Raw genomic sequence first — 22,581 nt, 5'->3', positions numbered from 1 at the left:
GAAATACTAAGCGCAGTAGAGGGTCAGGACAAAGCCAACTCGGCGGGCTCGGCAGCCTTGACAGGCGCAGGTGCTTTTTCCGCGGTCCAGCTCAGCCCTTCGTCCAGCTGCCCGGTTTCACCCAGGGCCGTGAGCACGCGCAGCCGCATCAGCTGCGACGAGCGGAATTCCGGGTCACGGAAGCCCATGCCGAGCAGGCCGTCGCGCAGCTCGGTGATGGTATCGGCCAGGGTGCGCTGGGGCTGGTGGTTGGGGGCGAGTTGGCGGAACAGGCTGAAATCCACGCGGTATGAGCGTTTGTCGGGCGGGGCAGCGGGGTTGAGCTCCACTTCAGTGCCGGGAATAATGGCGGCAATGGCCGCGGCCAAATCCCGCACCTGGTAGTTCCACTCTTCCGAACCGGCATTGATGGCCAGAAAGCTACCGCCGACGTCGGCGGGCCGGCCAATGGCCCACTCAATGGCCCGGGCCATGTCCTGCACGTGAATGAGCGGCCGCCAAGGCGAGCCGTCGCTCAGGATGCTGATGCGGCCCGTAGCCACGGCTCCCGCTACAAAGTCATTGACCACTAAGTCTAGACGCAACCGGTCACTCCAGCCGCAGGCCGTGGCAAAGCGCAGGCAGGTCACGCAGAAACTTTCATCGGCCAGCGGAGCCAGCTCCTGCTCGCTCAGCACCTTGCTGCGGGCGTAGGCTGTCAGCGGGTTCAGTGCCGAATTCTCGGTTTTGGCCCCGTCGCCGCCCGCGCCGTACATGCTACAGGAGCTGGCAAACACGAAGGACGATACGCCCGCGGCCTTGGCCCGCCGCGCCAGCCAGATGCCAGCCCGGTAGTTTATTTCCAGAGTCACATCCTCGTAGGTCTGCCCCATGGGGTCGTTGGAAATAGCGGCCAGATGCACTACCGCATCGACTTCCTGCAGCAATGAATCGGGCAGGTGGCGCACGTCGCCGAAGAGCTGCCGGTCGAGGCGGGATTCGGGCAGACGCCCGGTCCCGGTCAGGCAGTGGGCAAAGTAGCCCATGTCGTAGCCGATAAGCTCAGCCTTGGGAAATACACGCCGCAGGTGGCGCACCACGCCAGGCCCGACGTAGCCCATATTACCAGTTATTAGGATGCGTTGCATACTAGAAGAAGGAATTGAATTGTGAAATACAAGGCAAGAGGAGCCCAGCCGCGCCAGGGCGGAAAGGTGTAGGAGCCAGTCGGAAAGGATGTTAGGCGTTGGGTAGCAGCGTGGGAGCTGCGACGCGCTGCCCGGCCGGGGCAGCCACTGCCGAGGTCATAATATCGGTCAGCACGGGGTCTGGGGCGGGTACGCTGGTAGTATTGCCCCATATTTTCCACTGGGCCTTGCCAGTGCTCCACATTTCCTCCAGCATGTTCCGGTCGCGCAGCGTGTCCATGGGCTGCCAGAAACCGGTATGACGGTAGGCCGCCAGGGCGCCATTGGCCGCCAGACGCTCCAACGGGCCTTTTTCCCAGACCGTGTCGTCATCATCGATGTAGTCGAACACGGCGGGCTCCAGCACGAAGAAGCCCCCGTTAATCCAGGGCGTTTCGCCGCCTTCGGGCTTTTCCATAAAGTTGGAAATGCGGCTCGATTCCTCGCCGAGCGAGAAAACCCCAAAGCGGCCCGGCTGGCGCACAGCCGTGAGCGTGGCCAGCGCGCCCTGCTCCTGGTGGTGGCGGATAGCAGCCTGAATATCTACGTTGCCCACCCCGTCGCCGTAGGTCAGGCAGAAGGTTTCGTTGTCGAGATGCTCGCGCACCCGGCGCAAACGCCCGCCAGTCATGGTTTCCTGCCCGGTATCCACCAGCGTCACGGTCCAGGGCTCGGCGTTGCTGCGGTGAATCTGCATTTCGTTGCGGTCCATCCGAAACGTCACATCGGCATTATGCAGGAAATAATCCGAGAAGTACTGCTTTATCATGTGACCTTTGTAGCCGCAGCACACTACGAAGTCCCGGATACCGTGGTGGGAATAAATCTTCATAATGTGCCACAGAATGGGCTTGCCGCCAATTTCCACCATGGGTTTGGGCCGGACGCCGCTTTCTTCGCTGATTCGGGTGCCATAGCCGCCCGCGAGTATTACTGCTTTCATGCTGTGTGGGTACTGGTTGAAAAAGAATCGGGGAAAGAAGACAATATCAGAAGTAAGGCTTGGCTTACTGGGTGCTTCTTGGATAGTGAAATATACTATTTATTATAATAATGTCAATAAATTTTATGATTATAATTTAACAAAAATCAATTACCAATAAATTTTATCCAGTAACAGTTTGGGCCTACACGCCTCGCCTACCTGCTAGCTAGGGGCGCTGTGGGCCGCCTAACCAGGTAGGCCGCAGTCCGGCGCCCCAATAGAAGCAGGAACTTGGTATTTGTGTGCAAGTAGCGCTTCCATAGCCGTTTAGGCTCCAAGTAGAGCCGGTAGGCCCATTCGAGCCACAAGCGCCGGGCCCAGGCGGGAAGACGGGGCTCCAAACCGGCGTACACCGGAAAAGCCTGGCCTACTCCCAGCATGCAGCTGCGAATCTGGCCCTGGTGGGCCGCCATCCAGCGCTCCTGCCGCGGGCAACCCAGCGCCACAAACAGCAAATCGGGGTCGGCGGCGTTGATGGCAGCTACTTCGGCGGCGTCTTCCTCGGGCGTGAGCGGCCGAAACGGCGGCGAGTGGGTGCCGGCAATTTTCAGGTTGGGCAGTTCGCGCCGGGCCCGGGCCACCATGGCGGCCAGCACTTCGTCGGTAGTGCCGTAGAAATACACCGACTGCCCGCGCCGGGCCGCTTCCTCTAACAACATGGGCAGCAGATCCATGCCGGCAATGCGAGCTTGGGGTTGATTATGAAACCAGCCAACCGCCGCCGCTACTGGACTACCATCCGGCGTTACAATGGCAGCTTCATCCAGAATGCGGCGAAAATCGGGATACTGATGGGCTTCCACCACCATGTGCACATTGGCGCAGCACACGTAAGCCGACGACCGGGCCGCTCCCAACGCCAAGATGGCCGTCACGAAGTCAGCCGGAGAGCCGGTAGAAATCCACGAATCCAGCACTAAGCGTTTGGGCAGCATCGGCGAATGAGTGAGATGGTGAATGAGTGAAGTAGGAAGGACAAAGCCAATGAGCAGAGCAATAGGCTGATATTGAGAACTTTTAGCTTGCGCCAGCAAAGCAAAACCTCACTCATTCACCATCTCACTCATTCGCCGCTAGTAGGCATTTTTCTCGCCGCGAATCATGTTCCAGACAGTTTTGCCGATGATTTTCATATCGAGGCCGAACGTCCAGGTTTCCATATACTTAAGGTCATATTCCACCCGCTTGCGCATGGCCTGGGGGGCGCGGGTTTCGCCGCGGTAGCCGTTCACCTGGGCATAGCCGGTGATGCCGGGCGTCACGGCGTGGCGCATCTGGTAGGTGCGGATGTGCTTGGAGTATTCTTCCAGCTGCGACACCATGTTGGGCCGGGGCCCCACCACCGACATATGCCCCAGCAGCACGTTGAAAAACTGGGGCAACTCGTCCAGGTTGTATTTGCGCAGGTACTTGCCCACCCGGGTTACGCGCGGGTCGCCCAGGGTGGCTTGCAGCTCGGCCTGGCGGTGGTCGGCGCGCATGGTGCGCAGCTTGTAGCAGGGAAACAGGTGGTTGCGCTTGCCCGGCCGCATTTGCTTGAAGAATACCGGTCCCGGCGAGTCGAGCTTGATGAGCAGGGCCAGAATAGGCAGAATAAAAGGAAATACCAGCGTAATAACGCCCAGGGAAAAGCCGATATCGAACAGGCGCTTGAGTACCTGATTGGTGCGAATGCCCAGGGGCTGGTGCCGGATGGTGAGAATGGGCAAATGGTCGTAGAAGTACACATTGACTTCGCGGCGCACGGTGCCGCGGAAGTCGGGCACAATGCGGAACGAGAGGAAATGGTCGTCGGCAAACTGCGACAAGTCCTCAATGAGTTCGTGCCGGTCGAGGGGCAGGGTGAAGTAGATTTCGTCGATAGTAGTGCGCAGACAGTAGCTTTTCAGCTCGGCTAACGGGCCGCGCACGTAAGGCCGCAGGCCCTCGGCCACGGGCTCATCGGCGAAGAAACCCTGAAACTGATTACCGACCGGGTCGTGGGAGGCCAGAAAGCGGTACAGCTCCTGCCCACTCTCGCCGGCCCCAACGATGATAAAGCGGGTGTGGGGCCGGGCCACGTGCTGGTGGTAGGCCCGGTAACAGAACGTCATCAGGAACCTGGCCACTACTACCCCGGCCACCGAAAAGCTATAGACGGCAAAGATGAAGCGCAACGACAGCCAGTTAAGCTCCATGACCCACACCACGGCTAGCACAAGGCAGGCGTGCAATAGGAAGGTGCGCATCAGGTAGAGCAGCTTCTCGGGGTAGGTAATCAGCTTATCGACCCGGTAGATGTTGGCAAATTGCCCGGAAAGCAGCCACCAGAGCAGGCAGAAAATCACAAAACAGAAGGGCGAGTAGCCGGTAAATTGCCAGGTTCCCCAGACCATGCGGCCCGCCAGGCGGAAAGCCCAGAAAATCAGGAGCACATCTACCACGGGCAAAACCAGGCGCGACGCGTCGGAGTAGTGTCGATATCGTTCCATAGACTACTGTTGGTGAGGAAGCTAAAAAAGGGGGAATCTCTACAGTAGGTGGGATGTAGAAGAGTAGCATGAACAAGTAACGCATATTTTATAACTAAGTCAATAATTAATATAACTTTTGTTCTAACAAGAAACTTAGGCCTTCATTCTTTGGTATTTACACAATAAAAAATTTACTTAATAGGCGACTTCCGTACCCGCTTACAGCTAAGCTTTGCCCATAAGAAACGCGGCTCGGCGCCAGGAGACACTCCTAGTACCGAGCCGCGCTCATGCCCTGCTGCCGGGCAGGCTTGGTAGCAAACCTACACTATCCGGAGCTGGAAGTTACTGTGGCAGTTGCCGTTGCAGCAGCAGTCTGGGCGTACTGCCGGGCCTTGCCGGGCAGAGTTTTATGCTTCTCCTTATCCAGGGCTGCGGCGGGCTCCGGTACCCAGTGGTGGCGGCCCCCGGCGCGCTCATCGTTGAATTCCGTCGGGATGGTACCGGCCTCGGTGCGCTCCTTCCAGGTCAGGTGCTCGGTGCCATCGTCGCGGCGTTCCATCGTAATGCATTGCTCTACGGGGCACACCAGGGAACACAGGTTACAGCCCACGCAGTTTTCCTGGATGATTTCGGGTACGCGGGTGCCTTCCTGCAGCCGGATGGCCTGGTGGGCACCGTCTTCGCAGGCCGTATAGCAGAGCTGGCAGCCGATGCACTTGTCCTCGTTGATCTGGGCTGTGACTTTGTACTTGAGGTTGAGGTCTTCCCAGTGCTTCACGTTGGGCAGGGCCTTGCCCACCATGTCGTATATCGTGTGGAAGCCTTTTTCACTCATGTATTGCTCCAGGCCGCTGGTCATTTCCCGGATGATGCCAAAGCCGAAGTGCATGGCCGCCGTGCACACTTGCACGCTGCTGGCCCCGAGCAGGATGTGTTCCACCGCGTCGCGCCAGTTTTCGATGCCCCCGATGCCGGAAATTGGCAGCTGCACCTTGGGGTGTTGGGCGCAGTTCTTCACCATATTCAGGGCAATGGGCTTCACGGCCGGGCCGCAGTAGCCTCCGTTCGAACCTTTGCCGTCCACTATCGGGTAGGGCGCAAACAAGTCCAGATCCACCCCCACGATACTCTGAATGGTGTTGATGAGCGAAATGGCGTCGGCCCCGCCGCGACGGGCAGCCATGGCCGGCTCGGTAATGTCGCTGATGTTGGGCGTGAGCTTGACGATAACCGGAATCTTGGCCACTTCCATTACCCACTCCACAATGGTTTGGAGCACCTCCGGCTCCTGCCCTACTGCTGAGCCCATGCCCCGCTCGCACATGCCGTGGGGACAACCGAAGTTGAGCTCGATGCCGTCGGAGCCGGCGTTCTGCACGTCGCGCACGATGTCGTGCCACTCCTGCCGGCTCTGCACCATCAGGGAGGCAATGACGGCGTGGTTAGGGAAACGCTTTTTCACTTCCTCGATTTCACGCAGGTTATCCGAGAGCGGACGGTCCGAAATCAGCTCGATGTTGTTGAAGCCAACCAAGCGCTTGTCCCGGTAATTGACGCCCCCGTAGCGGCTCGACACGTTGACGACGGGCACGCCCAGGGTTTTCCACACGGCCCCACCCCAGCCCGCATCGAAGGCTTTCATGACCTGGTAGCCCGAATTGGTGGGCGGCGCCGAAGCCAGCCAGAACGGATTAGGCGACTTGATACCGGCAAAGTTTATGGACAGATCTGGCATTGGTTCGTTGTTCGTTGTTGGTTGCTAGTTGTTAGTAGTCTGAAAGTTGGCGCAGCCAACAACTAATACTTACCCGCCAAAAACTTGTGGATGCCGCGGGCCGTGGCTTTGGCTTCGGCGGCGGCATTGACTACTTCAGCCCCGCCGTTGCGGGCGTCGCCGGAGGTGAAATACTTGGGGTTAGTGGTCTGGCCGGTGCGCGCATCGGCCACGATGCGGCCTCTGTTGTCGACTTCCAACCCCGGAATCAGACTCAAGAGCTGGGTTTGCTTGGCCTGCCCGGTAGCCTTAATCACCATGTCGCAGGGCTCAACAAACTCACTGCCGGGCACCACCTGCACCTGCCCGTGGAGGGTAGCCGTGCGAATAAACTTGACGCCTTCGACCTTGCCGTTGCCTACAATCTCGACCGGAGCCACGTTAAACAAGCCTTTTACGCCCACGCCCTTAGCCAGGTCGTACTCAAACTCGTAGGCCCCCATTTCCTCCTTGCCGCGGCGGTAGGCCAGAATCACGTCCTCGGCCCCCATCCGGGCCGACTCCGAAGCTGCGTCCATGGCCGTATTGCCGCCGCCGAGCACAATCACCTTGCGGCCCACGGCCGTCTGGTGGTGGCGCATACGCAGCTGCTCGATGAATTCTACGGCGCCCACGCAGTTGTGGCGCTCCTCGCCGGGTAGCAGCAGCGGGTTGGTGGCACCCAGCCCAATGCCCAGAAAAATAGCGTCGTAAGACTCTTCCAGGGCTTCCAGTTCCCGGCGCGAGGCGATGGGCTGGTTGTACTGCACCCGGAAGCCAAACTGGTTTTCCAGGTAGGTCATTTCGGCCAGCACTTCCTCATTGGTGATTTTATAGGGTGCCACGCCGTACACCGTCAGGCCCGAGGGCTGGGACTTGGCCTCAAACACGTCGACTTCGTAGCCCAGACTGCGCAGCTCGCAGGCGGCCGAAATACCGGCCGGCCCCGCTCCTATTATGGCCACCTTACGGCCGTTGGGCGCGCCGGGTCCGAAGAGCGCTTTATTGTGCTCAATGGCCTCGCGGGTGGCGAAGCTCTGCAGCCGCCCAATTTCGATGGGCTTTACGTCCTGTAGGTTATACACGCAGGCGCCTTCGCAGAGCACTTCCGTGGGGCACACTTTGCCGCAGGCGTTGCCGAAGTAGTTGGCCTCGTAAATCGTGCGGGCCGCGCCGGTGGTATTGCCGGTATTAATCTGACGAATGAACTGGGGGATGTCGATGCCGGAGGGGCAGGCTTTGATGCAAGGGGCGTCGAAGCAGAACAGGCAGCGCGAGCTTTCGAACAGGGCCTCGGTGTTGTTCATCCGGGGCTTGATCTGGGCGAAGTTGGCGTGAAATTCCGGCTCGGAAGTAGGGGTTTTGTACTCGGCCATGGTACTGAAGGGAGAGGGTAACGGTGGGGCAATAGCAAAAGGAAAATGGGACAGGCAACACGTGGGCAGGAGGCTACCCACCAGGCACTACAAGCGCAGGCAAGGATTGGCGTTTGACCACCAACCCTTGCTATTCAAACACTTAGAAGAATGAAAGCTTACAGTTCGACGAGCTTCTCGTAGGTTTCGGGGCGCCGGTCGCGGAAGAACTGCCAGGTGGCACGCACCTCGTCAATCTCGTCGAGGTCGAACTCGGCCACTAGCAGCTCGTCGTTGTCTTCCGAGGCCTGGGCGAAAATCTGCCCGCGCGGGTCTACGAAGTAGGACGTGCCGTAGAATTTGCCCAGGTTCCAGGGCTTCTCGGTGCCGACGCGGTTGATGCAGCCCATGAAGTAGCCGTTGGCCGCCGCGTGGGCCGGCTGCTCCAGCTTCCACAGATACTGCGAAAGGCCCGCCACGGTGGCTGAGGGGTTATACACGATTTCGGCCCCGTTGAGGCCCAGCACCCGGGCCCCGTCGGGAAAGTGCCGGTCGTAGCAGATATAGACGCCCACCTTGGCGTACTTGGTCTGGAACACGGGGTAGCCCAGGTTGCCGGGCTTGAAAAAGAACTTCTCCCAGAATCCGGACGTGTGGGGAATGTGGTTCTTGCGGTACTTGCCCAGGTAGGTGCCGTCGGCGTCAATCACGGCGGCCGTGTTGTAGAGGAAGCCTGCGGCCTCCCGCTCGTAAATCGGCACAATCATTACCATGTTGTACTTCTTGGCGTACTCGGCCATGCGGTCCGTGGTGGGGCCGGGCACCGCCTCGGCCGAGGCGTACCAGGCTTTGTCCTGGCCGGGGCAGAAATAGGGCGTGTTGAAGATTTCCTGCAAGCACAGAATCTGCACGCCCTGGCGACCGGCTTCTTCGATGAGCGGAATGTGCTTCTGCACCATGGCTTCCATGATTTCGGCAATGGTGCCTTCGCCTTCACTGAGGGGCAGACTCATCTGGATCAGGCCCGATTTAACAATTCTTGGCATTGGGAAAGAGAGGAGAAAAGGGTTGGGAAGTAGGTTGATTTGCAGTGTCAACACGAAGCATCCCTTCTTCAAAGAGGGGTGGCCCGAAGGACCGGGATGGTTGCGCGTTGAACGACTTCGCAGCATTCGTTTTAGGACTCGTTCTGGTGTTTCAACCACCCTTAACCCCTCCTAATCGAAAGAGGGAACCAGCTTTCTAGCTTTAGAAAGCCGTTTTGCCGCGCTTGATAAACTGCCCGTAGCCGCGGCCGACTTTGGTTTCGCCGTTTTGCACGGCCACTTGCCCGCGCAGGATTACGGTGTCGACTTTGCCGGTCAGCTCCCAGCCTTCATAGGCTGAGTAGTCGCAGTTCATGTGGTGGGTGTCGGCCGAAATCGTGTGCTTTTTCTCGGGGTTGAAGAGCACCAGGTCGGCGTCGGCGCCAATGCTGATGGTGCCTTTGCGCGGAAACATACCGAAGATCTTGGCCGCGTTGGTGCTGGTTACTTCCACAAACTTCTGCAAGCTTATTTTGCCGGTCGTTACGCCTTCCGAAAACAGCAGCTCCATGCGGTGCTCAATGGCGGGATGGCCGTTGGGAATCTTGCTGAAGTCGTCCTTACCCAGCATCTTCTGCTCCCACATAAAGGGGCAGTGGTCGGTGCCCACCACCTGCACCAGGCCCTGGTTGATGCCGGCCCAGAGTGTGGTCTGGTCCTTTTTCTCGCGCAGTGGCGGCGACATTACCACTTTGGCCCCGTGCACCTCATCCTCGTACAGCGACGCATCGAGCACCAGGTACTGAATGCAGGTTTCCACAAACACCCGTTGGTTGCGCTCGGTGGCCCGCCGCACCTGATTCAGGGCGCCCTCGCACGTGAGGTGCACGATGTAGGAATTGACGCCGGTGTAGTTGGCAATGTCACAGAAGCGGCCCGAAGCTTCGGCTTCCGTGACTTCGGGCTGGGACAAATAATGGTAGAGCGGGGTGAGTTTGCCCGCGGCCCGGTGCTGGGCAATGAGCGTGTCAATCATGTCGCCGTTGGTGGCGTGGGCCGTCACCAGCCCGCCGTGCCGGCTCACCTCCTGCATCAGCCCCACCATCTGGGCGTCGTCTATCATGAGGGCGCCTTTGTAGGCCATGAAGGTTTTAAACGAGGTAATTCCCTCGGCTATCATGTCCTGGATTTCGGCCTTGGTATTGGGATTGAAATCCGTCACGGCCATGTGAAACGAATAGTCGCCAACGGCCGTGCCGGTAGCCCGCCCCTGCCACTCGGTCAGGGCCTCGCGCAGGCTGTGCCCCTGTTTCTGCAGCACGAAGTCAATGACGGTGGTAGTGCCCCCGTGCAGGGCGGCGCGGGTGCCGGTTTCGTGGGTATCGGAACTGAAGGTGCCCATAAATGGCATATCCAGATGCACGTGCGGATCGATGCCGCCGGGTACAATGATTTTGCCCGTGGCGTCAATGGTTTGGTCAGCTTGTACCGGCAGGTTTCGGCCGATGGCCACTATCGTCTCCCCTTCCACCAGCACGTCGCACACGGAATCGGAATCGGCCGTTACGACGCGGCCATTTTTAAGTAGCAAAGACGCCATGCAGATGGAAAAAGTGAAAGAAGTTCAGTTAGAAAAAGTAGGCTTTTTCCGGCCTAAAAGCAAGCTATAGCACCGGCTTATTTTTCAGAAAGGAAAACAGTGTCCCAAAGCTATTTAAGCCGATGGTCAAGCATCCCAGAAAGTTATTTGCGCACGGCCAATTAGCCGTTGTATTCACAGCAGCTACCGGCGCTGTTTAGTCCTGTTTTTAGACAGGTGTAAATAGGCGGGCCCGCCATTCCTTTCAAAAGGAGGAATGCTGCGAGTAGCTGGTATTGAAAACAGCTCGTCCCGTCATGTCATGTCAACCATTCTGCCCTTCAAGCAGAGAGGAGACATGACCATTTTTTCAGAAGTTTTTGTGCCGATGGCTACCCCGTCACATACTCGTCGGCAAGGCTGATGGCCTGGGAAAGGATGTCCAGTCCTTCGTCGAGTTCATCCTTGGTAATGCTCAGCGGTGGGGCCACGAAAATGTAGTTCCAGCGCACGAAGGTGTACATGCCCAGCTCTTTGATTTTAGCGGCCACCTTATTCATAATTTCCATCTGACTCGGAGCCGCATTCCAGGGAGCCATGGGCTCTTTGGTAGCACGGTTTTTCACTAGCTCAATGCAGCCGAACAAGCCCGTATTGCGCCAGTCGCCGATGCTGGGGTGCTGCTTTATCAGCTGGGCCATCCGCTCGTCGAGGTAATGGCCCAAGGCCACGGTGTTTTCAAGCAGGTTGTCTTCCTCGTAGATGTTCAGCACGGCCACGGCTGCAGCGCACGACACGGGGTGGGCCGAGTAGGTCAAACCTAGCGGCAAAGGCTTGTCGTCGAAGGATTTGGCAATAACTTCGTCGACCATCACCGCGCCCAGGGGCAGGTAGCCGGCCGTAATGCCCTTGGCCATACACATCAGGTCTACTTTCACGCCGTGGTGGTCGGAGCCAAACCACTTACCGGTCCGCCCGAAGCCGCTCATCACCTCATCGGCCACCAGCAGGATGCCGTACTTATCACAGATGGCACGCACTCGTTGCCAGTACGTGGGCGGATACTTGATGCAACCCGAGGTGCCCGACTCGCCTTCCAGGATAATGGCCGCCACGCTGCCCGGGTTTTCGTACTGAATGATGCGCTCCATGGCCGCTGCGGCGCGCTCGGCGCATTCTTCCGGCGTGGAGCTGTACCAGGGGCAACGGTAGAAGTACGGATTCTCCACGTGCACCACGCCCGGCATAGCCTGGCTGTCGACGGCAAACTTGCGTGGGTCGCCGCCGGCGCTGATGGCCCCGTAGGAAGCTCCGTGAAACGACTGGTACAGGGTCACGATTTTGTGCCGGCCGGTATAGACACGGGCCAGCTTGATGGCGTTTTCAATGGCCTCGGCCCCACCAAGCGTAAAAAAGGCCTTGGTCAGGTTGGGAGGCGTAATTTCCGCGAGCTTCTTGCCCAACTCGCCACGGGCCTTGGTAATCATGCCGGGGTACACATAGCTAAGCTCCCGCATCTGAGCGGCCACAGCTTCGGTCACGCGCTGGTCGCCGTGCCCAATGTTGACGTTCATAAGCTGGGAACTGAAGTCGATGTAGCGCTTGCCGTCCCGGTCCCAGAGGTACACGCCTTCGGCGCGTTCGGCATTGATAGGGTTCAGTCCAGCCTGCTTCGACCAGGAAAACAGCGTGTGCTCCAGGTTATCGTGAAGAATCTGGTCTTTATCGGTGTCGGTGTAGGTTTCCATTGGGAGAGTAATGGTATTGGCAAGCAAAAGAACGAGGTTTGGCGTCTTAAAAGGTAGCAAAAAGCTACCACTCCAGCGCCGACAAGCGCTGATTACCAGGTAAATGAAAAAGCATGGAGCTTTCCGCTCAGATAGCTTTAACCGGGACTAACTCATCCAGTTCACCCGCGACTCGGGGTTCCACTTGGTGGTGGTTTTCTTGAGCTGGGTCCAGAACTCGATGGAGCTTTTGCCGGTGATGTCGCAGGCCCCGAACTTCGACTCGTTCCAGCCGCCAAAGGAGAACGGCTCCCGAGGCACCGGCACGCCGATATTGACGCCAATCATGCCGGCCGAGGCGTGGTCCATGACGTAGCGGGCCGAGCTGCCGCTGCTGGTGAATACCGCCGCGGCATTGCCGTAGGGGTTGGCGTTTTCGATGGCCAGGGCCTCATCCAGCGTGTTGGTGCGCAGGATGGCTAGCACCGGTCCGAATACTTCTTCCTGGGCAATGCGCATGTCGGGCGTGACATAATCCACGACGGTGGCACCCACGTAGTAACCATCTTCGTGGCCGGGCACCACGGCACCTCGGCCGTCGAGCAGGACTTTAGCGCCGGCCGCTTCAGCTTCGGTGATGTAGGCTTCGATACGGGCCTTGGCTTCCTTGCTGATAACCGAGCCCAGATTCTGGCCGGGCACAATCTTGCGGGCTTCCTCGACGAGCTTGCTCACGATATGGTCCACGGCCCCGACGCCGACCATAGTAGAGCCGGCCATGCAGCGCTGCCCCGCACAGCCCGACATGGAGGCCGCTACGTTGGAGGCCGTCATGTCGGGGTGGGCGTCGGGCAATACCATCAGGTGGTTTTTGGCCCCGCCCAGCGCCACGCACCGCTTCAGGTTGCTAGTAGCTCGGACGTAAACGACTTTGGCAATCTTGGTGGAGCCCACGAACGACACGGCCTCGATGCCAGGATGGTCGCAGATAGCCTCCACGATTTCCCGGTCGCCGTGCACAATGTTGAGCACGCCGTCGGGCAGGCCGGCTTCCTGGAGCAGCTCGGCAATACGGCCCGCGCTCAGCGGCACCACTTCCGAGGGCTTCAGAATCATCGTATTGCCCAGCACCAGCGCGTTCGGGATGGTCCAGTGGGGCACCATATTGGGAAAGTTGAAGGGCGCAATGCTGGCCACCACACCCAGGGGCTTACGCTCTACCCGAGCTTCTACCCCCTTGCTGACTTCCAGAAACTCGCCCTGAATAAGCTGGGGCATGGAACAGGCAAACTCGGTCAGTTCAATGGCCTTTTCGACTTCGGCGCGGGCCTCGTCGTAGGTCTTGCCGTTTTCTTCGCGCACAAGGTCGGCCAGGGCCTGCATATTGCGCTCCAACAGCGTCTTATACCGGTAGAAAATCTGCACCCGCTCCTTGATGGGCGTGGCCGACCAAGCAGGAAAGGCGGCTTTGGCAGCATCCACGGCTTGGTCAAGGGCTTCCATTCCGCTCAAGGGCACTGTAGAAATGACGGCCCCGCTCAGCGGACTAAACACCTCTAAGCTACGCGGCCCGCTACTGTCCACAAACTGCCCGGCCACGTAGTTCCGTACCGCGGGATACTTCAATGTTTCCACTTCCATGTTACCGAATTGTTAAGCAGATGCAAGTAATGAGTTTACTGCACTTATGCAAATACTTAGCTTGGTTTCAAATGCGGAATTGTCCGCTAAAAAAGGCCTATTTAGCAATATTCATGCTTTCCTATTCCTGTAAATAATGCAACTGAATGGGTTTCCGCAAACGTTTGGGGTCAATTTATCTGGTAGCAGCGTCTTTTGCGGGGTCTTCTAACAGGAAAAAATAAAGCCCCGGCGGCCGGATAAACTCACCTTGTTGTGGGTGACTTCATCCGGCCGCCGGGGCCTGACAAATGAGCAAAGAAGGCGGACCTAGCTTTTCTTTTCGAGTTCCATTTCACAAACCGGGCACTTGCCGGGTTTGTCGCTCTGGCTGCCTTCGCAACCCATGGGGCACTCATAGAGAGCCGCCTTCACCGGAGTAGTGGCAGCTTCGGTGGTTGCGGCGGAGTCGGGCTGCTCGGTGGCCTTGGTATCGGCGGCTTGCTGATTGCAGCTGCTTAGCAGGGTGCTCCCCATAAGCAGGGCACCAACAAAAAACGGGGTAATCTTCATAGGAGCAAGGGAAAAGCTACGGGCTACAGAGCCGGCACCGGCACCGACGCCGTGAAATTACGAAGGAGGCCCGAACCATTCTAGTTTTCACCACCAGAGTGGCTGCTGACTGGCAACCCGCATGAATGCGGCGTTGCCGTACTTCACGCCGCATTCATGTGGGTTGGCATACTATTGAGCCTTTTCCAACCTAACCACGCTCTTATGGCAACTCTGGTTTTGGTCCGGCACGGGCAGTCGGTGGCTAATCTGGCTAACGTATTTACGGGCTGGCTCGACGTGGCCCTCACGCCCCAGGGCGAGGCCGAAGCCCGGGCCGCCGGGGCCAAGCTGCGCGACTTTCACTTCGACCAAGCTTATTGCTCCACGCTGGTCCGTTCCCGGCACACCCTGGAGCTGATTCTGGAGCAGCTGCACCAAGCTACGGTGCCGGTACATGCCGCCGATGCGCTGCGGGAACGGATGTACGGGGCGCTGCAGGGGTTGAACAAAGCTGAAACCGTCCGCAAATACGGCTTAACGCAGGTCAATACCTGGCGGCGCAGCTACGAGGACGCCCCGCCCGAGGGCGAAACCCTGCACCACACCCAGGAACGGGCCGTAGCCTACTACGAGCAGGAAATTGCGCCCCAGCTGCAACGCGGCCAGCACGTGCTGGTCGTGTCGCACGGCAACACGCTGCGGGCCCTGCGCATGCAGCTCGAAAGCCTGACCGTGGCCCAGGTGGAAGCCCTGGAAATTCCGACCGGCGGCGTACGGGTATACGAGCTGACAGCCGACCTGCACATCGGGCGTATGTGGGACTTATAAGCGCGGCTACATCAACGCGGCCGGCCATTGCTGCGTTAAGCAAACCGGCCTTTTTCTATCCAACCTCACTGTAGAGTACCGCTATGGCACCTTCTGTTTTATCCCATTTGCTCCAGCACCAGCTGGTTTCGATTATCCGCGGGGCCAACCCCGACGATTTGGTGAGCATTGTGCGGGCCCTGCACGCGGGTGGCATCCGGTCGGTGGAAATTACCATCAACTCGCCTAAAGCCTTGGAAGGCATCGAGAAAGTGGCCACGGAGCTGGGCGAGGAAATGATGGTGGGCGCGGGCACCGTGCTGGACCCCGAAACGGCCCGCCTGGCCCTCAACGCCGGGGCCCGGTTTATCATCTCGCCTACGCTGAATGTGAAGACCATCAAAATGACCAAGCGCTACGGGGCCATCAGCATTCCCGGGGCCTTCACGCCCACCGAAATCCTGACCGCCTACGAGCACGGCGCCGACATCATCAAGGTGTTTCCGGCTTCGTTGGGCGCCACGTATTTCAAGGATATCAAAGGGCCGCTGCCCTTTATTCCGCTTATGCCCACGGGCGGGGTGAAGCTGGACAACATCCGCGAGTTTAAGCAGGCCGGCGCGGCAGCCTATGGACTGGGCAGCTCCTTGGTCGATACCAGCCAGCCCGTGTCGGACGAGTACCTGCGGCAGCTTACCCATAAGGCCCAGCAATTTGTAGAGGCTATTTCGGCCCAGTAGCCTGCTCCTCATTTCTCAATTCACTACCTATGAAAATCACCGGTTTTAAGCTGTATCAGGTGCCGCCACGCTGGCTGTTTCTCAAAATCGAAACCGATGAAGGCCTCGTGGGCTGGGGCGAACCGGTGATTGAGGGCAAGGCCGCCACCGTGGCCACGGCCGTGCAGGAGCTGATGGGCAACCTGCTGGGCAAAAGTCCGCTGCCCATCGAGGACCACTGGAACGTGCTCTACCGGGGTGGCTTTTACCGGGGTGGCCCGATTCTGATGAGCGCCCTGGCCGGCATCGACCAGGCCCTGTGGGACATCAAGGGCAAGTTTTTCAACGCCCCTATCTACCAGCTGCTCGGCGGTCTGGCCCGCGACACGATGCGGGTTTACTCCTGGATTGGCGGCGACCGGCCCCACGACGTGGGTTTGGCGGCCCAGGGCATGGTCGACAAGGGCTTCACGGCCATCAAGATGAATGCCACCGACGAGATGGGCTACCTGGATAGCTACGCCAAGATTGACGCCGCCGTGGCCCGCATTGCCGCCGTACGTGCCGTGGATCCGTATTTGGGCATCGGGGTGGATTTTCACGGGCGGGTGCACAAGCCCATGGCCAAGATTCTGGCCAAGGAGCTGGAGCCGTTCCGGCCGATGTTTATTGAAGAGCCGGTGCTGGCCGAAAACAACGAGGCCCTGCGCGACATTGCCCGCCACACGTCCATTCCCATTGCCACCGGCGAAAGGATGTTTTCCCGCTGGGACTTCAAGCAGCTGCTCATCGACGGCTACGCCGACATTATTCAGCCCGACCTCTCGCACGCCGGCGGCATCACCGAGTGCAAGAAAATCATCAGCATGGCCGAGGCTTTCGACGTGGCCGCGGCCCCCCACTGCCCGCTCGGGCCCATTGCCCTGGCCGCCTGCCTGCAAGTGGATGCCACCTGCCACAACGCTTTTATTCAGGAACAGAGTCTGGGTATTCACTACAACGTGGGCAATGACCTGCTCGATTACCTCGTGGACCCGACCGTGTTTGAGTACCACAACGGCTACGCCAACATCCCGACCGGGCCGGGGCTGGGCATCGAAATCAACGAGGAATATGTGAAGCAACGCGCCCAAATCGGGCACAACTGGAAGAACCCGGTGTGGCGCAACACCGACGGCAGCGTGGCCGAATGGTAGTCAGTTTGCGTAGAGACCAGAATACGAACTGGGTTTAAACCTGCGCTATGGACGAATTAACGCACTTTCTGAGCTGTGACTGGGGCACGTCGTCGTTTCGGCTGAAGCTGGTGGAGCTGCCCGGTTTGCGGGTGGTAGCCACCTCGAAATCGGACGAGGGCAACGCGGCCACCTTTGCCAAGTGGCAGGAAACTAAGCAGCCAGATGACCGGCGCCTGGGCTTCTACCTCCAGATTCTGGCTGGGCATGCGCAGAAAATCGAGCAGGAGTTTGGCCGCCCGCTGAGCGGCGTGCCGGTCGTCATTTCGGGTATGGCCTCCTCCACGGTGGGCATGCTGGAATTGCCCTACAAAGCCCTGCCCTTCGCCGTGGACGGCTCCGACCTCGACACCAAGCTGCTGCCCGCCTCGGCTGATTTTGCCCACCCGGTGCTGCTCATTTCGGGGGTTAAGAGTGAGGACGACGTGATGCGGGGCGAGGAAGTGCAGCTCGTGGGCTGCGGCTTTGCCGCTACCGAGCAGGAGCAGTTGTTTCTGCACCCGGGCACTCACGCCAAGCACGTTACCATTCGCCAGGGCCAGGCTACGGAGCTGAAAACCTACATGACCGGGGAGTTTTTCGCCCTGCTTTCCAAGCAAAGCATTCTGGCCTCGGCCGTGGAAAAAGCCGACGACTTCCAGCGGCCCGAACACCGGCAGGCTTTCGAACAAGGCGTGCAGGCCAGCCAGGCCGAAAACCTGCTGCACAACGCCTTTCTGGTGCGTACCAACCAACTGTTTGACAAGCGCAGCAAGCCCGAGAACTTCTTTTTTCTCAGCGGCCTGCTTATTGGCTCTGAGCTAAGTACGTTTCCCCCTGGCTTCCGCGGCCCGGTGGTGCTGGCCGGCGAAGAAGCCCTGGTGCAGCACTACAAAGCGGCTCTGCAACTGCTGGGCATTACCGAGCGGCTAACTTCCCTGACCATCAAAGGTGCCGAGGAAGTTACTTTGCAAGGTCAGGCCGCGGTGCTGCAGCGCCTGCGCAAGTCGGGCCAGCTTACCAACTCAAAACCCGCTGAATGATGACGCCAGTCCCAACCTCCGCTCCGGCCGTGCGCGTGGCCGTGCCGGCCCAGGCCCAGCTGGGTGAAGGCGCGCTCTGGAACCCGCTCGACCAACGCCTGTACTGGGTTGATATCGAAGGACAGGCTCTCCACATTTTTGATCCAGTCACTGGCCACGACCGGCAGCTGCCGACTGGCTCCAAAGTGGGTACCGTGGTGCCGGCTGGCCCCGATTCTGTGCTGGTGGCCCTGCAAAGCGGTTTGCACCGGCTCCACACCGGTACCGGCGAACTGACTTGTTTGGTCAACCCGCTGGAAACTCCCAGTCTGCGCTTCAACGACGGGAAGTGCGACCCGGCCGGGCGGTTTTGGGTCGGTACGCTCGACATGGACGGCGCCGAGCACCAGGCTGCGCTGTACCGGCTCGATGCCGACGGCAGCCTGCACACCATGTTGGCCGGGGTTTCAATTTCCAATGGCTTGGTCTGGACCCAGGACCAACGCACGATGTACTACGTCGACACGCCCACCCAGTCGGTGCAGGCCTTCGACTACGACCACGCCAGCGGGGCTATTACCAACGGCCGCGTGATTATCCGGATTCCGGAAAAAGACGGCTCCCCCGACGGCATGACCATCGACGCCGACAACCACCTCTGGATTGCGCTCTGGGGTGGAGCCCAAGTGGTGTGCTACGACCCCGCCTCAGGTGAAAAGCTGGCTTCGGTGCCGGTACCCGCGCCGCATACCACTTCCTGTGCCTTTGGCGGTCCGGGCCTTACAACGCTGTTTATTACCACAGCCCGCCAGGATCTGACACCCGAGCAACTGGCCCAGTACCCGCTCAGCGGTAACGTCTTTGCCACTGAGCCCGGCGCCGTGGGCGTGCCCGCCAACGAGTACCGGGGCGCGTAAAAAGCAGAAAAAAACCTTACTCCTCCCGGCTCAGCAGCTCGATATGAGCCAGGTGGTGACGGCCGTGCCAGCTGTATTGTACCAGGGCCTGCTCCAGGGTGTAGGCGCGCTGGTAGCTGGGGTGGTAAAAGGTGCGCTGCCACTGCTCGTCGGTCAGGTGCCAGAGCAGCGTGACCCAGCGCGAGTGAACGGCCTCCAGCAGGGTCAGCGACACGGTGACGGGGGAGGCGGCCACGTCAGGCAGCTCATTCCAGGCATTCATGTCGAAGGGGCGGATGGTGGGATTCTCCTCGGTCAGCGCCAGGCGAAACCGCATGTCGAAGTTCTGGTGTACGTCGGCCACGTGGTGCAGCACCTGCCGGCCGCTCCAGCCGCCGGGGCGGTAGGAGTTTTCCAGGCGCACACCCCCAGCCTTGCGGGCCGCAGCGGTGAGCAGGGCCGGCAAGGCGGCTAGCTGGTTGATATATTCCGTCCGCTCGGTGGGCGTTAGGGGTCCGTCGGGCAGTGTGGGCTTGCCAATGGGATATTGCAGGTCGGTCAGGCTCGTTTCCATGCTGCCAAACATACGCATTAGCACCAGGCAGTTACTAGTGTTGTGCTCCACAAGCTGCTTTATATATCGAATCAGGTATAAACAGCCGGCATCGATGTTGTAGCTTTGCCCAGCTTTTGTTGGACCACGGCTATTTCTCTCCAATTTTGGCTGAAAGCCGCCTGATGCGCGGGTCCCGTTATCCTTTTATAGGTATTGGTTTGTCTTCTCTACTTCCCTCCTACCGGACTTTACTAACCTTGGTTCTTGTGTTTGGCAGCCTGCTGATGCTACCGCTGGCGGCCCGGGCCCAGGCTCCTGAGTTCGAAATGGCCGTACCCGTGGGTACTGGTCCTAATGCCTTTTCCTTCATCTACGATATGGTCGTAGACGCGGCCGGCAATAGCTATATCGTTGGCGAGTATGAAGGTACCGCCCTCTATGGCTCGGCCACGATTACATCGGCCAAAACCGACATTCTGGTCGTTAAGGTTAACCCGGCCGGCGGCGTGGTCTGGGTTGCCCAGGCCGGGGGAAATTATATTGATTCTGGTCATGCCATTGCGCGGGATGCGGCCGGCAACCTCTACATCACTGGTACGTTTCTGAGTCCAACAATTTCGTTCGGGGCCATTTCGCTCGTTAATTCCGTCGATGGCCTTGATTTCAACAGCGCCGAAGTATTTGTAGCGAAGCTGGACCCGAATGGCAACTGGCTCTGGGCAACCAAGGGCGGCGGTGTGGGCGCGGATGACAGCAGGGACATTGCGGTGGATGCCGGGGGCAACGCTTACATCACCGGTGAATATGCCTCCGCGGCGGTCTTTGGCAACGTTTTACTCCCGGCCGTAATTGCCAGCGGCAAACCAGCTTCGGATGTATTTGTAGCCAAAATCAATTCCCAGGGAGCCTGGCAGTGGGCTAAGTCAGGCGGTAGCCGGGGCGGCTACATGGGCAGCGGCATTACCCTTGATGCTGGGGGAAATCTACTGCTGGCCGGCCAGGCTTATTTCAACGCCAATACTAATGGCCCCTTCAATTTAACTACACCTGGCGGCTTTGTCGCTAAACTCACGGACCAAGGTACTTTACGCTGGGCTACTAGCATTACCGGAAGTCTTGGAGGGAGAGGCTACGGCTCCTTTGACCACCATGGAGCCCCAAAAATAGCTACTGATGCGGCGGGCAACGCGTATATTTCCGGGGGCTTTTCGGGCTCTATCACCCTGGGCTCAATCAAGTTGACTGCCTCTTCCGCCACTGATGCCTTCGTAGCGAAGCTCAACCCGGCCGGCACGTACCAATGGGGCGTACGGGCCGGAGGAGCCGGCGACGACTGTGCAAACAACCTGGCCGTGGACGCCAGCGGCAACTGCTTCGTAACGGGCTCTTTTGAACGCACGGCCCAGTTTGGCCCTCTACCCTCGCTTACTAGCCTAGGTGACCACGACGGGTTCACGGCCATGCTCACCTCCAGCGGTGTCTGGCGCTGGGCGACGCCGGCCGCGGGTCGCCGGACCGACAATGGTATCTGCGTTGCTGTAGGTCCGGGCCACACTACTTACATGAGCGGAGAAGCCTTTGAATATCCCGTCAAGCTCGGCACCAGCCCGGGCCTGAGCATCAACGGCCCCGTTTTTGGAAAACCGAGCTTCGTGGCCCGGATGGGGGCCTACAACAGCTTGACTCTCAACGGCGATTCAGTGGTATGCCGCGGCGGGCAGGTGCAGCTCACGGCCACCACTACCGGCACCGTAACGGGCTACCGCTGGAGCACTGGTGCTACTACGGCCAGCATCAGCGTCAGTCAGGCCGGCACGTATTCCGTTACGGCCACTTTTGCCGGGGGACATACCTTCACCGAAACGCACCGGGTGCAGAGCATTACGCCCACCGTCCAAATAACCGGCGGTACGGCACCGCTGTGCCCGGGCAGTTCGGCCACGCTGGCCGCCACGGCCACGGGCGCCCGCAGCCTGCGCTGGAGCACCGGGGCCACTACGCCCAGCATCAGCGTGAGCCAGCCGGGCACGTATTCGGTTACGGCCCAGTTCAGCTCCGGCTGCGCGGCTACAACTCAGGTGACCGTGGTGGGCAACGGGCTTAGCATCAGCGGGCGGCAGCAGCTGTGCCCGGGCCAAAGCACCACGCTTACCGCAACCGGCAGCGGCGCAGCCGTGGTGGGCTACCGCTGGAGAAGCGGCGAAACCACCCCGACGTTGCGCGTGGGCCAGGCAGGCACCTACGCCGTGACGGCCACTTTTGCCGATGGCTGCAGCATCACCCAAGAACACACGGTGGGCCCGCCGGTAGCGAAGGTAGCTTCCGTGAGCGGCGATACGTTGCTGTGCCCCAACACCACGCTTCGCCTCACAGCCCTAAACCCCGACGCGCTGACCTACCAGTGGAGTACCGGCGCCACCACGCCCGATATCATCGTCACGGGGCCGGGGTACTACAAAGTGCTGCTCACCTACTCGGGCGGCTGCACCAGCCGCGACTCCCTGCTGGTACAAACCGCCCCGCTGGCCCCCACTTTCACGCTCGGCCCCGATACGACGCTGTGCCTGGAAAAAACCCTGACCCTGCATGCCCCTGCCCTCAGCGGCCCCGGCGTCACGTTTCGCTGGTCGGATGGCTCTACCGGCTCCACGCTGCGGGTCACGCAGCCGGGCTTGTATTCGCTGCGCATTACCACGCCTTGTGATACGCGCACGGCCAGCCGCAACGTGGCCTACGAATCCTGCTTTTTTGCGCCCAACGTTATTACGCCCAATGGTGACAACCGTAACGACACCTTCGTTATCAACGAGTTGAGCCGCGGCCCCTGGAGCCTAGAAATCTATTCGCGCTGGGGCAAAAAGGTCTACCAGACCAACGCTTACCAGAACGACTGGGGTCGGGACGCGGCCCCGGGCGTTTATTATTACCTGCTCCGCCCGGCCGGTTCCGGCCCGGCCACCAAGGGCTGGCTGGAGGTAGTGCGGTAAGCAACCGCGCAGCCAATTGTACGCCTGCTTACGGTTGTAGCCCTCGTTTACCATAGTTAAGAGAAACGGCCTTTTGCCGATTGTTAATTTGGACTAATCCGAACTAACAATCGACAAAAGGCCGTTTCGCACAAGCTGGCTACGAAGGCTATTTGGCTA

At 59.5% G+C, this 22,581-nt stretch carries 18 protein-coding genes; 6 read left to right on the top strand and 12 right to left on the bottom strand.

Annotated features, from left to right (window positions below; all coding sequences use genetic code 11):
* Positions 1 to 23: 23 nt before the first annotated feature.
* From MUN80_RS13605 to MUN80_RS13555, 11 genes are all read right to left on the bottom strand, one after another.
* Positions 24 to 1,127, bottom strand: coding sequence for an NAD-dependent epimerase/dehydratase family protein (locus MUN80_RS13605; RefSeq protein ID WP_244713675.1), 1,104 nt, complete (start codon positions 1,125 to 1,127; stop codon positions 24 to 26).
* 91 nt (positions 1,128 to 1,218) lie between these two features.
* The gene (gene rfbF / locus MUN80_RS13600) at positions 1,219 to 2,109 is read right to left on the bottom strand and encodes a glucose-1-phosphate cytidylyltransferase (protein WP_311136239.1); all 891 of its coding nucleotides are present in this window, start codon (positions 2,107 to 2,109) and stop codon (positions 1,219 to 1,221) included.
* Positions 2,110 to 2,306: 197 nt separating this feature from the next.
* Complete coding sequence (locus tag MUN80_RS13595; protein WP_244713672.1) at positions 2,307 to 3,086, bottom strand: WecB/TagA/CpsF family glycosyltransferase; 780 nt, start codon at positions 3,084 to 3,086, stop codon at positions 2,307 to 2,309.
* A gap of 138 nt (positions 3,087 to 3,224) precedes the next feature.
* A complete protein-coding gene (locus MUN80_RS13590) occupies positions 3,225 to 4,622 on the bottom strand; it encodes an exopolysaccharide biosynthesis polyprenyl glycosylphosphotransferase (protein ID WP_244713669.1) in 1,398 nt (465 codons plus the stop codon).
* Positions 4,623 to 4,932: 310 nt separating this feature from the next.
* Positions 4,933 to 6,342: an NAD-dependent dihydropyrimidine dehydrogenase subunit PreA gene (gene preA, locus MUN80_RS13585; protein WP_244713666.1), complete on the bottom strand. Its 1,410-nt coding sequence runs from the start codon at positions 6,340 to 6,342 to the stop codon at positions 4,933 to 4,935.
* Positions 6,343 to 6,404: 62 nt separating this feature from the next.
* Complete coding sequence (locus MUN80_RS13580) at positions 6,405 to 7,736, bottom strand: FAD-dependent oxidoreductase (RefSeq protein WP_244713663.1); 1,332 nt, start codon at positions 7,734 to 7,736, stop codon at positions 6,405 to 6,407.
* A gap of 158 nt (positions 7,737 to 7,894) precedes the next feature.
* Positions 7,895 to 8,761: a nitrilase-related carbon-nitrogen hydrolase gene (locus tag MUN80_RS13575; protein ID WP_244713660.1), complete on the bottom strand. Its 867-nt coding sequence runs from the start codon at positions 8,759 to 8,761 to the stop codon at positions 7,895 to 7,897.
* A 202-nt stretch (positions 8,762 to 8,963) separates the two neighbouring features.
* Positions 8,964 to 10,340 carry a dihydropyrimidinase gene (hydA, locus tag MUN80_RS13570; RefSeq protein WP_244713657.1) on the bottom strand — a complete coding sequence of 459 codons (1,377 nt, stop codon included), beginning with the start codon at positions 10,338 to 10,340 and terminating at the stop codon, positions 8,964 to 8,966.
* A 371-nt stretch (positions 10,341 to 10,711) separates the two neighbouring features.
* A complete protein-coding gene (locus MUN80_RS13565; RefSeq protein WP_244713653.1) occupies positions 10,712 to 12,094 on the bottom strand; it encodes an aminotransferase class III-fold pyridoxal phosphate-dependent enzyme in 1,383 nt (460 codons plus the stop codon).
* A 120-nt stretch (positions 12,095 to 12,214) separates the two neighbouring features.
* Complete coding sequence (locus MUN80_RS13560) at positions 12,215 to 13,687, bottom strand: CoA-acylating methylmalonate-semialdehyde dehydrogenase (RefSeq protein WP_244713648.1); 1,473 nt, start codon at positions 13,685 to 13,687, stop codon at positions 12,215 to 12,217.
* Between the two features lie 309 nt (positions 13,688 to 13,996).
* The gene (locus MUN80_RS13555; RefSeq protein WP_244713646.1) at positions 13,997 to 14,239 is read right to left on the bottom strand and encodes a heavy metal-binding domain-containing protein; all 243 of its coding nucleotides are present in this window, start codon (positions 14,237 to 14,239) and stop codon (positions 13,997 to 13,999) included.
* 204 nt (positions 14,240 to 14,443) lie between these two features.
* Here MUN80_RS13555 and MUN80_RS13550 point away from each other — a divergent pair, with 204 nt between their 5' ends.
* The 5 genes from MUN80_RS13550 to MUN80_RS13530 all read left to right on the top strand — a co-directional run bounded on the left by MUN80_RS13550 (position 14,444) and on the right by MUN80_RS13530 (position 18,900).
* Positions 14,444 to 15,049: a 2,3-bisphosphoglycerate-dependent phosphoglycerate mutase gene (locus MUN80_RS13550; protein ID WP_244713644.1), complete on the top strand. Its 606-nt coding sequence runs from the start codon at positions 14,444 to 14,446 to the stop codon at positions 15,047 to 15,049.
* 83 nt (positions 15,050 to 15,132) lie between these two features.
* Positions 15,133 to 15,768: a bifunctional 4-hydroxy-2-oxoglutarate aldolase/2-dehydro-3-deoxy-phosphogluconate aldolase gene (locus MUN80_RS13545; RefSeq protein WP_244713642.1), complete on the top strand. Its 636-nt coding sequence runs from the start codon at positions 15,133 to 15,135 to the stop codon at positions 15,766 to 15,768.
* A 29-nt stretch (positions 15,769 to 15,797) separates the two neighbouring features.
* A complete protein-coding gene (gene dgoD, locus MUN80_RS13540; protein ID WP_244713640.1) occupies positions 15,798 to 16,943 on the top strand; it encodes a galactonate dehydratase in 1,146 nt (381 codons plus the stop codon).
* Positions 16,944 to 16,990: 47 nt separating this feature from the next.
* The gene (locus MUN80_RS13535) at positions 16,991 to 18,004 is read left to right on the top strand and encodes a 2-dehydro-3-deoxygalactonokinase (RefSeq protein ID WP_244713638.1); all 1,014 of its coding nucleotides are present in this window, start codon (positions 16,991 to 16,993) and stop codon (positions 18,002 to 18,004) included.
* Positions 18,001 to 18,900: an SMP-30/gluconolactonase/LRE family protein gene (locus MUN80_RS13530; RefSeq protein ID WP_244713636.1), complete on the top strand. Its 900-nt coding sequence runs from the start codon at positions 18,001 to 18,003 to the stop codon at positions 18,898 to 18,900. Before MUN80_RS13535 ends, MUN80_RS13530 begins: the two co-directional genes overlap by 4 nt.
* Before the next feature lie 16 nt (positions 18,901 to 18,916).
* Here the strand turns inward: MUN80_RS13530 and MUN80_RS13525 are convergent, their stop codons facing one another.
* Positions 18,917 to 19,453 carry a YfiT family bacillithiol transferase gene (locus MUN80_RS13525; protein WP_244713634.1) on the bottom strand — a complete coding sequence of 179 codons (537 nt, stop codon included), beginning with the start codon at positions 19,451 to 19,453 and terminating at the stop codon, positions 18,917 to 18,919.
* 248 nt (positions 19,454 to 19,701) lie between these two features.
* Between MUN80_RS13525 and MUN80_RS13520 the strand changes: the two genes are divergently transcribed.
* Positions 19,702 to 22,422: a T9SS type B sorting domain-containing protein gene (locus tag MUN80_RS13520; protein WP_244724893.1), complete on the top strand. Its 2,721-nt coding sequence runs from the start codon at positions 19,702 to 19,704 to the stop codon at positions 22,420 to 22,422.
* Positions 22,423 to 22,581 lie beyond the last annotated feature (159 nt).

Origin of the sequence: Hymenobacter cellulosivorans (genome assembly GCF_022919135.1) — a bacterium.
In the GTDB taxonomy this organism is placed as follows: domain Bacteria; phylum Bacteroidota; class Bacteroidia; order Cytophagales; family Hymenobacteraceae; genus Hymenobacter; species Hymenobacter cellulosivorans.
This window is presented reverse-complemented; position numbering and strand designations above follow the sequence as displayed.